At 68.6% G+C, this 13,078-nt stretch carries 11 protein-coding genes; 6 read left to right on the forward strand and 5 right to left on the reverse strand.

Features of this window, described 5'->3' with window-relative positions:
* Nucleotides 1-144: 144 nt before the first annotated feature.
* The gene (gene pepN / locus CFREN_RS03425; protein ID WP_209653835.1) at nucleotides 145-2,892 is read right to left on the reverse strand and encodes an aminopeptidase N; all 2,748 of its coding nucleotides are present in this window, start codon (nucleotides 2,890-2,892) and stop codon (nucleotides 145-147) included.
* Between the two features lie 72 nt (nucleotides 2,893-2,964).
* Here pepN and CFREN_RS03430 point away from each other — a divergent pair, with 72 nt between their 5' ends.
* The gene (locus CFREN_RS03430; protein ID WP_035123595.1) at nucleotides 2,965-3,495 is read left to right on the forward strand and encodes an SMI1/KNR4 family protein; all 531 of its coding nucleotides are present in this window, start codon (nucleotides 2,965-2,967) and stop codon (nucleotides 3,493-3,495) included.
* Nucleotides 3,496-3,697: 202 nt separating this feature from the next.
* Nucleotides 3,698-4,342: a mycothiol-dependent nitroreductase Rv2466c family protein gene (locus tag CFREN_RS03435; protein WP_035123594.1), complete on the forward strand. Its 645-nt coding sequence runs from the start codon at nucleotides 3,698-3,700 to the stop codon at nucleotides 4,340-4,342.
* Between the two features lie 86 nt (nucleotides 4,343-4,428).
* Here the strand turns inward: CFREN_RS03435 and CFREN_RS03440 are convergent, their stop codons facing one another.
* Both CFREN_RS03440 and CFREN_RS03445 read right to left on the reverse strand, forming a co-directional pair.
* Complete coding sequence (locus CFREN_RS03440; RefSeq protein WP_052054442.1) at nucleotides 4,429-5,631, reverse strand: TIGR04053 family radical SAM/SPASM domain-containing protein; 1,203 nt, start codon at nucleotides 5,629-5,631, stop codon at nucleotides 4,429-4,431.
* 84 nt (nucleotides 5,632-5,715) lie between these two features.
* Nucleotides 5,716-6,228, reverse strand: coding sequence for a DUF4352 domain-containing protein (locus tag CFREN_RS03445; protein WP_035123593.1), 513 nt, complete (start codon nucleotides 6,226-6,228; stop codon nucleotides 5,716-5,718).
* A gap of 267 nt (nucleotides 6,229-6,495) precedes the next feature.
* Here CFREN_RS03445 and CFREN_RS03450 point away from each other — a divergent pair, with 267 nt between their 5' ends.
* Nucleotides 6,496-6,972 (forward strand): ribose-5-phosphate isomerase, encoded by a 477-nt coding sequence (locus CFREN_RS03450; RefSeq protein ID WP_035123591.1) that lies wholly within the window; start codon nucleotides 6,496-6,498, stop codon nucleotides 6,970-6,972.
* A 109-nt stretch (nucleotides 6,973-7,081) separates the two neighbouring features.
* On the opposite strand, the gene CFREN_RS03455 is transcribed toward CFREN_RS03450, so the two are convergent.
* Nucleotides 7,082-7,957: a hypothetical protein gene (locus CFREN_RS03455; protein WP_035123589.1), complete on the reverse strand. Its 876-nt coding sequence runs from the start codon at nucleotides 7,955-7,957 to the stop codon at nucleotides 7,082-7,084.
* A gap of 214 nt (nucleotides 7,958-8,171) precedes the next feature.
* On the opposite strand from CFREN_RS03455, the gene CFREN_RS03460 reads away from it, so the two are divergent.
* The 3 genes from CFREN_RS03460 to CFREN_RS03470 all read left to right on the forward strand — a co-directional run bounded on the left by CFREN_RS03460 (nucleotide 8,172) and on the right by CFREN_RS03470 (nucleotide 12,778).
* A complete protein-coding gene (locus CFREN_RS03460; RefSeq protein WP_209653833.1) occupies nucleotides 8,172-9,704 on the forward strand; it encodes a glycoside hydrolase family 1 protein in 1,533 nt (510 codons plus the stop codon).
* Nucleotides 9,701-11,008, forward strand: coding sequence for an MFS transporter (locus CFREN_RS03465; protein WP_083291120.1), 1,308 nt, complete (start codon nucleotides 9,701-9,703; stop codon nucleotides 11,006-11,008). Before CFREN_RS03460 ends, CFREN_RS03465 begins: the two co-directional genes overlap by 4 nt.
* Nucleotides 11,009-11,110: 102 nt before the next feature.
* Entirely contained in the window at nucleotides 11,111-12,778 is a 1,668-nt protein-coding gene (locus CFREN_RS03470) for an alpha/beta fold hydrolase (protein WP_209653830.1), read from the forward strand.
* A gap of 37 nt (nucleotides 12,779-12,815) precedes the next feature.
* Here CFREN_RS03470 and CFREN_RS03475 read toward each other — a convergent pair whose 3' ends face one another.
* Nucleotides 12,816-13,028, reverse strand: a complete 213-nt coding sequence (locus CFREN_RS03475; RefSeq protein ID WP_035123585.1) for a helix-turn-helix transcriptional regulator — start codon at nucleotides 13,026-13,028, stop codon at nucleotides 12,816-12,818.
* Nucleotides 13,029-13,078: the final 50 nt, after the last annotated feature.

Genomic DNA, 13,078 nt, shown 5'->3' on the forward strand with positions numbered 1-13,078 from the left:
CCCACGCGGCGACGCGGCGAGGAGTGCGGCCAGCGGCGCGGCCCACAGTCACCACATTGGCGGAGCGGTGGGCCATCGACGCGGCGACGCTACGGGCGGCGGGGCGGTCGAGCGCACCGACCCGCCCACTGCCGCGCCCGACTTCTACTGCTCCGGGACGTACCCGTCGCACTCGCGGGCGGCCAACGCCCGCTCGACGCGGTCACGGTTCTCCGCGACGATGCGCTTGACGGGGTTGGGCACCGAGGCGTCGTCAAGCACCGCCGAAGCCTTGTCCAGTCCCTCCTGCGAGACCTCCCAGTGCGGGTACAGGCCATCGAGCATCCGCTGCGCCGTCTCCGAGGAATACCGGCCCCACCAGGACGGAGCCTCGGCGAAGTACCGGTCGGTGAAGTCGCCGAGCAACCCATCCGAACCGGGCGCGGTGAAACCGGCGATCATCGACCGCAACATCAGATTCGACGGGGCGGCGGCCCCGGTGGCGGTGCAGGTGTTCCACACGCGGATCTTGTTGTCCGCCGCCGGGATCGCCGCACGCGCCTTCGCCGCAGCCTGCGTCCCCAGCGCCGACTGGTCGGCCTGCTCGGCCGCCGCGATATCGGACACCCCCTTGTCGCCGGCGGCGACGAGCACGGTCAGCGCGTTCCACTTCATGTCCTCGTCGACGGTCAGCCCGTCCAGGCCGACCGACCCGGGCTCGCCGGCGAGGATCGCGCGGAAGATCTCGAGCGAACCGGCGCCGTCGGCCGGCAGCATGGCCAGGGCGTTGACGAACGCCAACTGGGCGTCGGACCCGGCCTCCGCGGCGCGGGCGTGATCGAGCAGCCCCTCGCCGAGCAGGCGACGCCCCTCGGCGACCCAATCGGGCGCGGCGTACCGCTCGACGGCCGCCACCGCCTGCGACAAAACACGCTCGAGCACCGAAATCTGATCCTCCGACGGCGCGCCCCGCAGCACCATGGCCACGAAATCGCGGGCGCGGACCTTCGCCGCACGGGTCATCTCCCACATCGTCGACCACGCCAGGGTGCGCGGCATCGGATCGGCGAAGGCGCCGATGTTCTCCAGCAGGAACAGCCACGACCCGGGATCCATCTCCATGAAGCAGTAGCTCAGGTCGTCGTCGTTGGCCAGGACGACGTCGCCGACGGGCACGCCCGACATCTCGGGAACCTCGGTGATCTCGCCCTTGACGTCGACCTCGACGCGGTGGGTGCGGCGCAGCAGTCCGCCGTCCATCGCGTACACGCCGATGGCCACGCGGTGGTCGCGCAGCTCGCCCGCCCCGGGCTCGGCGCCGGTCTGGCGGATGGCGAAAATGTCGTAGACCTCGGCGGCGCCACCCTCGGCAGCGTCCCCGGCACCATCCCCGGCGGCGCCACCCTCGGCCTTCTTCGTGGAGTAGGCCGCCGACAGGGTGTTGATGCCGGTGGTGGTCAGCCACTGGTCGGCCCACCCGGACAGGTCGCGGCCGGACGCCTCGGACAGGGCGCCGAGCAGGTCGTCGAAGGTGGCGTTGCCGAAGCGGTGGCGGGCGAAGTGCAGGCGGGCGCCGGCGAGGAACGCGTCTTCGCCGACGTAGGCCACGAGCTGCTTGAGCACGGAGGCGCCCTTGGCGTAGGTGATGCCGTCGAAGTTCTGGTCGACGGTGTCGATGTCGGAGGCGTCGGCGGCGATGGGGTGCGTCGACGGCAGCTGGTCCTGCTGGTAGGCCCATGCCTTTTCGACGTTGGCGAAGGTGGTCCAGGCGCCGTCGTATTCGCTGACGGCGGCCTGCGATGCGCAGGCGGACCAGGTGGCGAAGGATTCGTTGAGCCACAGGTCGTCCCACCATTGCATGGTCACGAGGTCGCCGAACCACATGTGGGCCATTTCGTGGAGGATGGTTTCGTTGCGGCGTTCGTACAGGTAGCCGGTGGTGCGGGAGCGGAAGACGTATTCGTCGCGGATGGTGACGGCGCCGGCGTTTTCCATTGCGCCCATGTTGTATTCGGGGCAGAAGATCTGGTCGTACTTGCCGAAGGGGTAGGGCTCGCCGAAGTTGGCCGCGTACCAGTCGAAGCCTTCCTTGGTTTCGCGGAAGAGCCGTTCGGCGTCGAGGTGTTCGGCGATGGAGGCGCGGCAGTACAGGCCCAGGGGGATGGTCAGCTCACCGTCGGGCTGGTGGTCGGCGGGGGTTTCGGGGTGCTTTGCGACGGTGCCGGTCCATTGGTCGCGGACCTCGTGCCAGGGGCCGGCGCAGAATGCGATGAGGTAGGTGGACAGGGGCACGTCGACGCGGAAGCGGTGGATGCGGGCGGCGGGGCCGTCGAGGGGCGCGATGTCGCCGTCGGCGGGGGCGATGTCGGCTACTTCGGGTTCGGAGTTGGACACGATGGTCCAGTCGCCGGGTGCGGTGACGTCCATCGTGTAGGTGGCCTTGAGGTCCGGCTGGTCGAAGCAGGCGAAGACGCGTTTGGCGTCGGCGGTTTCGAACTGGGAGTAGAGGTAGGTCTGTTCGTCGGCGGGGTCGGTGAAGCGGTGGAGGCCTTCGCCGGTGGTGGTGTAGCGGCAGTCCGCGTCGACGACGACCACGTGGTCGCCTGCGGTGAGATCGAGGATGAGGCCGCGTTCGTCGTCGTAAAGCTCCTTCGACCCGCCGCAGGCGGCGTCGGTGACGTCCGTGCCATCGATGGTGACGGAGCGGATGTCGGCGTTGCGGAGGTCGAGGAAGGTGGTGCCGTCCCGCTTCGCGGTCAGCGTCACGGTGGTGGTCGAACGGAAGGTGTCGTCGCCCGGGGCGGCGGTGGTGCCGGGGGCGCCGGTGACGTCGAGGGAGATGTCGTAGTGGGACACCTCGAGCATGGCCGCGCGGTCGGCGGCCTCGGTCTGCGTCAGGTTCGTGGAAGTCATGCGACCAGGGTAACCGCGTCCCCGGATCGGCATCCGTGGCGCGGTGGGCCGACTAAAAATACACTTTGCCGCATGAATGAACTGAGCAATGATGCTGGCAAGGTCGATCGGGTCAACGCGGCGTGGGATCGGATCGAGGCAGTGCTTGACGACGATGCCCTGGGAGCCCCCGCAACGGAGGCGGAACTGGACCAGCTGCAGGCCGACCTCGGTGTGACGCTGCCGGATTACGTGCGGGCGTCGTGGCTGCGGCACGGGTCGGTGGACGGCGAGCCGTGGGACGGTGGCTGGATCGCGGCGCCGGCGTCGATCCTGAACGACTACAAGCTGTGGACCAAGCTGCAGGCCGACGGCGAGTTCGACGACTTCGAAAACACCGACGGGGAGGGCGCCGACTCCGAGGGCAAGTGGTACCACGAGGCGTGGATCCCGCTGGTCATGGACTTCGGCGGAAACAACTACTGCCTGGACATGCGCTCGGGTCGCCTGGTGTCCATGGACCACGAGGTCGGTTCGGAGTTCCTGGACTACGCCGACTGGCCGGCGTACCTGGAGGCCGCCGCCGATTCGCTGGAGGCCACGGGGCTGCCCTTCCCCGAGTAGTCGGCCGCGCCGGGCGTCGCGTTCGTGTCGGGCGCGTGCGTCGGGTGAGTGCCGGGCCGGTGTGTCGCGTTCGTGCCGGCGCGCGGCAGGCGTGTGCGGGCGGGAAGATCCCTCCCTATAGTCGGTGACGAGATTATTGGTTGATGAGTCAAGCAACTCGTCGGCAATCAACTCGGCAATCAACTCTTCAGGAGGAATTCACGTGAGCACCCGAGACAAGGTCACCTTTTACTTCGACGTTTCCTGCCCGTTCTGCTGGATCACCTCCCGCTGGATCAAGGAAGTGGAGAAGGTCCGCGACATCGAGGTCGAGTGGAAGCCGATGAGCCTGTCGGTTCTCAACGAGGGCCGCGAGGAACTGCCGGAAGAGTACAAGTTCATGATGGAGTGCAACTGGACTCCGGCGCGCCTGTTCAATGCGGTGTTCGACCAGGATGGTCAGGAGGCCGTCGACAAGCTCTACACGGCGCTGGGCACGAAGATCCACGACGAGGACCGCATCGACCGTCACGCGCGCGTCGACGAGCCGGCCCACGCGTTCGATGAGTTGATCACCGAGGCCCTCGCGGAAGTCGGCCTACCGGAGGAGCGCCTGGCGCAGGCCCTGACCACGGATTTCGACGAGCTCATGCGCGACAACCACGCGGAGGCCATGAAGGAGGTCGGCGACGAGGTCGGCACCCCGGTGGTCAAGCTCGGCGACACCGCCTTCTTCGGCCCCGTGCTCACCCGCATTCCGCGCGGCGAGGAGGCCGGGAAGATCTTCGACGGCTCCATCCTGCTGGCCGGCTACCCGCACTTCTTCGAGCTGAAGCGGTCGCGCACCGAGAGCCCCCAGTTCGACTAACAGGCTGACCTGCGGAGGGATTGGCCAACCGGCCCCTCCGCATTGTCATTTCCGCCTCCGGCCCCACACCTGACCCGACGCCCGCATCAACGCTGCTCGACGGCCTCCGCGCTGGCGTCGACACCGCCGCCGGCGTCCGGGTGCCAGGCCGGCGGGACGTACACGCACGTCGGGTCGGAGGCACGGTAGTCGCCGGTCAGGGCGAACGCCGTCGACCGGGAACCGCCGCAGACATTGTGGAACCCGCAGACGCTGCACTTGCCGTGCCAGTTGTCCGGGTCGCGCAACTCCTTGAACACGGGCGACTCGGAGTAGATCTCCCGGAAATCCGTTTCCTTCACGTTGCCGCAGTGCAGCGGCAGGAAACCATTCGGGTAAACGTCGCCGATGTGGTCGATGAACGCGAAACCGGAACCCGAGTTCACCGCCATCGGCGATCGCGGCGGGCGGGGCTTCGCCGGGTGCTCGCCGAGGAGCTCGGTGGTCTTGCGGGTCAGCTCGTCGTAAAGCGGCCCACCTTCGTACTTCGGGGCGCCGGTCTCCTCCGCCTCGCGCCGCTGCAGCACCACCCGCCGATACTGCGGCGCCTCCGTGGTCTTGATGGCGATGCGGTCGGAAACGTCGACCAACCAGTTGAGCACGTCCTCGCGCTCCTCCGGCGACAGGCAGTTGAGCGCCGCGCCGCGACCGGTGGGCACGAGGAAGAAGACGTACCACATCTTCGCCCCCATCTCGATGACCTTCTTCATCAGGGCGGGGGCTTCGCCGATGTTGTCGCGGGTCAGCGTCGAATTGATCTGCAGGCGGTAGCCGGCCTCGTTGATCACCGGCGCCATCTCGACGGTCTTTTCGAACGTGCCCGAAAAACCGCGGAACGCATCATGCGTCGTCGCGGTCGCACCATCGAGCGACATCGACATCGCCTTGCCGCCGGCGGCCCGCAGCGACCGGATGCGCTCCGGCGTCAACCGCGGCGTCACCGACGGCGACAGGGAAATGTTGAGACCCTTCGCCGTGCCGTACTCGGTCAGCTCCTCCAGATCGGCCCGCTCGAACGGGTCACCGCCGGTGAACACCACCAACGGCAGCGGTTTGTCGTACGACGACAACGCATCGAGCAGCCGCTTGCCCTCCTCCGTGGTCAGCTGATCCGGGTGGGGCTCATGCTGGGCGTCGGCCCGACAGTGCTTGCACACCAGGCCGCAGGCCCGCGTCACCTCCCAGATCACGATGAACGGCTTCTGATTGATGTCGTGGCGGACGGTGCGGACTGCTGGGGGCCGATGCACGGGGGTTCCTCGGGGCCGGGGGTTGGAAAAAACGCGTTCTCCAGCTACTTTACGCCCCCATGCCGCAGCCCGGGAGTCGGCGACCTACAGCGCTCCCTTCCATTCGGTGGGCTTCGAGGTGAAGCTGAAGGTCTTCTCGTAGGTCAAGGTGTACTCGCCCGGCGCCGCGTCCGACTTGAAGCACAGGGTGCCCGACTTGCTGCCGCCCGGGGTGAGCTCGACGGAGTCGTAATCGGTGGCCCCGCCGAACTCGGTGCTCAGCATGACGCCGTTGGTGTCGGTGAGCTTCCAATCGAACGGGTTGAGGCTGACGACGTCGGATTCCGAGACGTTGACCACGGTGACGTCGGCGCACACCTGATTGTCGCCGAAGACGTCGACGCCCGCGTTGCGGAGGTTCGACGTGGTGATGTCGGCCTCGCCCAGGTGGACGGTGTCGCCGATCTGGGCCGGGCCTTCCCGGGTGGCGTCGGCCTGGGCGGCGTCGGCCGGACCAGTGTCCGCCTGGGCGGCGTCGGCCGTCGACGACGACCCGTCGCATGCGGCGAGGACGAGGGCCAGGGCGGTGAGACCGACGGCGATGGTGGACTTCTTCATGATGCACTCCTGATGCGTGTTGGCGTCCGTGGCTGCGCCAGGCGCCGGGGATCCGATCCCGCGGCGACCGCCTGATCGGAGCTGCGACTTCCGCAGCAACCGCAGATTGTCAGCCCATTCGGATCAGCTATGTTTTTGCATCGAATGGACGAACGAACGCCGTTGGTCAGGAGAGAAGATCGGGGGAGGGGGGTGACCCGGCCGTCCCGGTCGGACCCGCGGCGATCGCGTGCACCCCCGCGCCCCGCGCCTGGTTATGCTTGGCTCATGCGTATTTACCTTGGCGCGGACCACGCCGGCTTCGAGATGAAGAACCTGATCAAGGACCACCTGGAAAAGGCGGGCCACGAGGTCGTCGATTGCGGCGCCCACGTGTACGACGCCGCCGACGACTACCCGGCCTTCTGCATCGAGGCCGCCTCACGCACGGTCAACGACCCGGGTTCGCTGGGCATCGTGCTCGGCGGTTCCGGCAACGGCGAGCAGATCGCCGCGAACAAGGTCAAGGGTGCTCGCTGCGCCCTGGCCTGGTCGGTGGAGACCGCCAAGCTCGCCCGCGAGCACAACAACGCCCAGCTCATCGGCCTTGGCGGCCGCATGCACTCCGAGGAGGAGGCGCTGGCCATCGTCGACGCTTTCGTCGCCCAGCCGTGGAGCGAGGAGGAGCGCCACCAGCGCCGCATCGACATCCTCGCCGAGTACGAGAAGACCGGCATCGCCCCGGCCCTGCCCGAGCAGGAGTAGCCCCGCGTCTGCGGTTCAGGTGTCGAACGGCGGCATCCCACGTCATGTGGGATGCCGCCGTCGTCGTTTGCGGAGCGGGCGTGACCGGGGGAAACTCCGGCGGACGACTCTAGAAGTCGAAGTCGAATCCGCCGCCGTCGCCGCCGAACATGCCGCCGTCGAAGAAGCCGCCGTCGTCGCCGCCGAAGAATCCGCCGCCATCTCCGGCGTCCATGTCGCCGCCCATGTCCCCGCCATCACCGGCATCGCCCATGTCGCCGCCGTCGCCGCCGTCGCCACCGGCTCCCATGTCGCCGTCGCCCATGTCGCCGACCCCCTCGGAGCCGTCGCCGACGCCGCTTTCGAAGTCGGAGGCGGCGTAGGCGACGCCGGCCATGCCGTTGAACATCATGGAGAACAGCAGCACGGAACCCATGGTCCACATGCCGGTGCGCAGGGCGGATTGCCACCACGGTTCGGAGTACCAGCCGGCGGGCACGGGGCGTCCGGCGACCTTGCCGCCCGGGTAGTAGTTGGGGGTCTGTTCGGTGGGCACGGGCGACGCGGAGATCTGCCGGCCCTCGTGTTCGATGGTGCGCTGTTCGGTGACGGATCCGGCGGATCGCTGGCCTTCCAGCGGCGGCAGCGCGGGTCCGGCGGGCATGCCCATGATTTCGCGGGCCGCGGCGACGTAGTGCAGGCCTTCGAGCGCGGATTCGCGGGCGAGCTGGGCCTGCTTGACGGTGTTGGCGGTGGAGATCTGCGCCGACGCCGCGTTGTACCGCTCGGAGGCGTCGGCCATCGCCTGGGTGGAGGCGGTGTCGGAGCCGGCGATGGACAGCACCTGCGATCCCAGCCGTTCGATCCAGCGGCGGGCGTCGGCCACGGCATCGGCGACGTCGTCGTGGGCGCGCTGTTGGATGGCCTTGTTCTGGCGGCCCTGCGCCATCTGGATCAGGAGGACGCCGCCGATGATCACGACGGCGATGAGGAGGAATGCATCCATCGGGTGGGTCACGGTCCTAACGTGATTTTTGTTCGGGGTACATCATCGACAACGGGCCGGGGCCGCGATTCGTTCCAGGGGGAGCGGATTTTTCCGCGAAAGATTCGGTTGTTTTACTCGGTTGCTTTACGACGATGCCGTCGACGCCCGGGACCCCGTAACGTTCTGTTTGAAAACCATGAATTCGACAGGTTGCGTGACATAGGGTGTCGTCATGTCAACCAATTGGCCCGCCAATGACCGAACCCTCCATCCTCAGCCGCGCACATCGCCGCTCGCGGAGCCGTTGCATCACGACGTCGATCTGCGGGGCCTGCTCATCGGCACGGCGTCGGCCGCCGGGCAGATCGAGGGCGGCGACGAGAACAACGACTGGTTCGATTGGGCCCGCGAGCCCGGCAACATCGCCGACGGTTCGACTCCGCTGCGCGCCACCGACCACTGGAACCGGTGGCGGGAGGACAACGAGCTCATGGCGTCGCTGGGCCTGCCCATCGCCCGCATCGGCGTGGAGTGGACGCGCATCGAACCGCGGCCGGGGGAGTTCGACCATGCGGTGCTCGATCGCTACCGCGAGGAGATCGCCGACCTGCGGGACAAGGGGATCCGCCCGCTGGTGACGCTCCACCACTTCGTCAATCCGCTCTGGTTCGCCCGGCGCGGCGGCTTCACCTCCGATGAATCGCCGGCGGCCTTCCTGCGCTACGCGGAGATGACCGTCCGGGCGCTCGACGACCTCGTCGACGAGTGGATCACCGTCAACGAGCCGAACGTGTACGCCACCCAGGCGCACATGTTCCGCTCGGGCCCGCCGGGCAACCGCTCGTGGGGCGACACGATGGCCGTGCTGCGCAACATGGCGGTGTCCCACATCCGCGGTTACGAGGTCATCCACGGCATCCAGGGCGACCGGGCGAAGGTCGGCATCGCCCACCACGCCCGGGCGTTCGCCCCGCGCAATCCGCGCAACCCCATCCACCGCGGCCTGACGCGGCTCAACCGGCACCTGTTCCAGGACATCGTCGCCGACGCCCACCTGGCGGGGAAGTTCCATCCGCTGCTCGGCGGGGCGAAGGTCGCGCGTGGACTGCCGTCGGGCCGCCACCACGACTTCCTGGGCCTGAACTACTACTCGCGCACTGCCGTCGACAAGTTCGACGACGGCACCTTCGTCGGGGCCCCGGTCAACGACCTCGGGTGGGAAATCCACCCCGAGGGCCTGGTCGAATGCGCCCGCGACCTGAACGAGCGTTTCGGCGGACCGGTGTGGATCACGGAAAACGGCACCTGCGATCTCGGAGACCTGGAGCTGTCGGTCGGTGGCGGGGACGAGGGCGTCGCAAAGCCGAATCCGGCCGGGGACTACGCCAACCCGGACGCCGCGGCCGCCGACCGCAGGCTGGAGTCGTTCCGGCCGCGGTTCATCCTGGAGCACCTGCGGGCCATCGCCGAGTCGGACGTGTCCATCGAGCGTTGGTACCACTGGTGCTTCGTGGACAATTGGGAATGGGCCGACGGCGAAGAACCGCGATTCGGCATCGTCCACCTGGACTACGAGACGCAGGAGCGGACGATGAAGCCGTCGGGCCGCCTGCTGGCCGAGCTGGCCCGCACCGGGCGGATCACCCCGGAGCTGCACCGGCGCTACACTGCGGGCCGGCGTTACCCCGTCGCCGACGAGGACACCGACCCCAACGTGCGGGCGCAGCCGCCGAAGCCGGAGGGGGCGGAGGGGGCGCAGGGATGAGCTCCGCCGAACGCGCCAGCTCCGCCGAACGCGCCGTCTCCGACGTCGGGCGTTTCACCGCCGACCCCGCCCAACGCACGCCGGTGACCACCGGCTGGATCGTGCGGTACGGACTGCTGTACCTGGGGCAGAACATTTCGTGGGCGGCGCCGACGCAGCTGTTGTTGGCGCAGCAGATCCTCATCTGGCATCCGGGGGCGAAGGAGGAGAAGTTCGCGCTGCTCATGGCGGTCGGCGGGTTCTTCTCCATCATCGGGCACCCGCTGGCCGGGTGGTTGTCGGACCGCACGGACACGCGGTGGGGCCGCCGCGCCCCGTGGATCCTCTTCGGCGGGCTGGCGGCGGCCGGGTCGCTGGTGTTCCTCGGCGCCGCGCCGGGCTTCATGGCGTTGACCATCGGGTGGGCGGTGTTCCAGTTGGCCATCGCGGCGTCGATCAACGCGGCCCAGGCGGTGGCGCCCGATACGGTGCCGGACAATCAGTACGGCGTGGTCTCGGGTGTGCTGGGGCTGACGTACACCCTCGGCGTGGTGCTCGGCACCGTCGTGGCCACTGTGTTCGATCTGGGGCTGGCGTACATCGTCACCGCGGCGCTGCTGCTGGTGTTCATCGGCCAGTTCCTGCCGGGCTTCCGCGACGTGTCCCGGGTGCGGTCGCAGGCGGCTGCGTCGCCGGTGCTTGACGACGCCGACGGGGTCGATGACGCCGTGGTGCCCGCCGTCGCCGAGGTGCCCGGAGGGCTCTACCGCGACTTCACGTGGGTGTTCATCGCCCGGTTCCTGGTGACCACGGGCAACTCGGTCGCGTTGTTCTACCTGTTCTATTACCTGCGCGATCACATCGGCCACCCCGACCCGGATGCCGGCGTGCTCGTCCTGACCGGCGCGTATGCGCTGTGCGTCATCGTCACGGCGATCCTGTCGGGCAAGGTGTCCGACAAGATGGGCAAGCGACGGGCGTTCGTGGCGTTGTCGTCGATGGGCGTCGCCGGGGCTTGCGCGATCATGGCGTTCGCCGGAAGCTTCGCCATGGTCGTCGGTGCGGCGGTGCTGTTGGGTCTGTCGTGGGGCGTGTTCATGGCCGTCGATCAGGCCCTGATCAACCAGGTGCTGCCCAAGGCCGACGAGCGCGGGCGTGATGTCGGCGTCATGAACCTCGCCGTCGCCGGCCCGAACATGGCCGCCCCGGTGCTCGCCGCATTCGCGTTGGCGAATCTCGGCGGATACCCCGGCTTGTACGTTTTCGCGGGAGCGCTCACCGCCGTCGGTGCGGTGCTCGTCTACCGGGTGCGGTCTGTGCCCTGATCTTCTTGCCCTGATTACCGCGCGTTGAACGGCGTGCGGCCGGCGTTGCGATTCGATACCGTTCGTTGCAGTCGATGAAAGGTGTTTATCCCCGTGCGCCCCATGAAGAAGCCGTCCCTTGCCGCATTCGGCGCGGCGTCCGCCGCCGCATCCGGCGCCGCTTCCGCCGCAGAGCATGGTGCCGAGGCCCGGTCCGCGAGCCGAGCCTCATCGGCCCCGTCGTCCCGGACGTCCTTCTTCCGCAGGGCGTTGGCCCCGGTCACGGCGCTCGCGCTGGCGGGCACGCTGCTGTCGGTGCCGCAGGCGTCGGCCGGTGGCCCCGCTGGTCCGGACGATCTCGGCGGATTGGATTGGGGCGCGTGCCCCACTGCGGCGATGACCGCGCCGGGCACCGTGTGCGCCGACATCGACGTGCCGCGCGATTATTCCGACCCGGAGGGTGCGACCATTTCCCTCACCGTCAGTCGGGTTCCGGCGACGGGGGAGCGCCGCGGCGTCATCGCGGGCAACCCCGGCGGCCCCGGCGGCGACGCGTTGGGCATGTTCTCCGACGAGGCCGTGAAGATGCCGGCCGCCGTCCGGGAACACTTCGATCTCATCGCCGTCGAGCCGCGAGGCCTGACCTGGGGTACCCCGCTGAATTGCAACGTGGCGGACATCCCGATGACGGGTCTGCTCTCCGGGCAGGTCGGCGCAATGCACGCCTCTTGCGAAGCCAACGATCCGGGGTACGCGGGGACCATCACCACGGAGAACACCGCCCGCGATCTCAACCACGTCCGCGACGTGCTCGGCCAGGACGTCATGCACCTCTACGGCCTGTCCTACGGCACGGATCTGATGAGCACGTACGCGACCCTGTTCCCGGACAAGACGGGTCGGATGGTGCTGGATTCCTCGCTCGATCCGGCGGACCGTTACTTCCGGCTCGGAGACTCGCGCGAGCCGTGGCGCCGCGAGGCTCTCAACGCGATGTTCCAGTGGATCGCCGACCGTGACGACGAGTACGGCCTGGGCACCACCGCCCTGCAGGTGTACGCGCGCTGGTCGCAGCGCATCAACGAGGAGGTCGGCGCGCCGGGCCAGGTGTACCCGCCGCCGACTCAGGTGGGCGACGTGCCCGCCGCCTTCGCCGATGACCCGGAGGCGTTCATGCAGCTGGCCGACGGCGTCCTGCCCGTCGCGTGGCGCGGCCATTCCTTCGCGGCGAACGTGCTGCGCCCCGGCGCCGGCAATCAGTCGGTGCTGTTGCAGCAGACTTTCGCGGCGACGTACTCGGAGAGCATGTGGCCCGACATCGCCGGCGCCGTGGTCACCGGCGAGGTGGAGACCCCCGAACTGCCCGAGGGCGTGACCCCGGAAGACATGATCGCGCAGACCGAGGCGATGGGAATCATCGAGCGGGCGATCATCTGCAACGACAACGTCACCGCCGCCGACCCCTCCCGTATTCCCCGCACGTACGTCGACCAGTTCACCGGCGGCGACATCTTCCGCCTCAACGCCGACGCGCTGTCGTCGGGTCAGCTGTGCCTCGGCTGGCCGGGGCAGGGCGCGGCCGTGGAGCTCAACGGTGACGCCCTCGAATCGAAGCCGCTGTTGCTCCACTACGACCGTGACGCTGCGGTGACCGGCACGGGTGGCCGCGCGATGCAGGCGGCGATGGGCGGCGAGCTCATCGAGCTGCCGGGTCACGGCCACGGCGTGCTCGTCGCCCACAACGACGCCGACGAGATCGCCGACGTCGTCGCCGCCCACTACCTGGGCTGACGGTCCGCCCGGGCTGACCGGCCGGAGAGCGGGCCGATTATTTGCGCTTCGCTTCGCGGCCCTTCTGCCACTCGCGCACGTCGTCGGAGTTCCACAGGGTCAGCCCGTGGAGCTTTGTCGCGGGCACCGGCGCCTTGCCGCGGCCCGCATAGCTGGTGAACGTACCGCGCGCGGTGCCGGTGAACTCCGCGCATTCGGCGGCGGTCCACAGCTCGACGCCGGTGTCCTTGTCGATGATGCGGGGATCCATGCCGCCAAGAATAGTTGCGCGTCACGACGGCAAAAGACCCGAAAGGACAG

Origin of the sequence: Corynebacterium freneyi (assembly GCF_030408835.1) — a bacterium.
GTDB lineage: Bacteria > Actinomycetota > Actinomycetes > Mycobacteriales > Mycobacteriaceae > Corynebacterium > Corynebacterium freneyi.

Excerpts from the sequence above, each read along its gene's own strand:
- pepN (WP_209653835.1), bottom strand. The coding sequence starts at position 2,892 with ATGACTTCCACGAACCTGACGCAGACCGAGGCCGCCGACCGCGCGGCC.
- CFREN_RS03430 (WP_035123595.1), top strand. The coding sequence starts at position 2,965 with ATGAATGAACTGAGCAATGATGCTGGCAAGGTCGATCGGGTCAACGCG.
- CFREN_RS03445 (WP_035123593.1), bottom strand. The coding sequence starts at position 6,228 with ATGAAGAAGTCCACCATCGCCGTCGGTCTCACCGCCCTGGCCCTCGTC.
- CFREN_RS03450 (WP_035123591.1), top strand. The coding sequence starts at position 6,496 with ATGCGTATTTACCTTGGCGCGGACCACGCCGGCTTCGAGATGAAGAAC.
- CFREN_RS03455 (WP_035123589.1), bottom strand. The coding sequence starts at position 7,957 with ATGGATGCATTCCTCCTCATCGCCGTCGTGATCATCGGCGGCGTCCTC.
- CFREN_RS03460 (WP_209653833.1), top strand. The coding sequence starts at position 8,172 with ATGTCAACCAATTGGCCCGCCAATGACCGAACCCTCCATCCTCAGCCG.
- CFREN_RS03465 (WP_083291120.1), top strand. The coding sequence starts at position 9,701 with ATGAGCTCCGCCGAACGCGCCAGCTCCGCCGAACGCGCCGTCTCCGAC.
- CFREN_RS03470 (WP_209653830.1), top strand. The coding sequence starts at position 11,111 with ATGAAGAAGCCGTCCCTTGCCGCATTCGGCGCGGCGTCCGCCGCCGCA.
- CFREN_RS03475 (WP_035123585.1), bottom strand. The coding sequence starts at position 13,028 with ATGGATCCCCGCATCATCGACAAGGACACCGGCGTCGAGCTGTGGACC.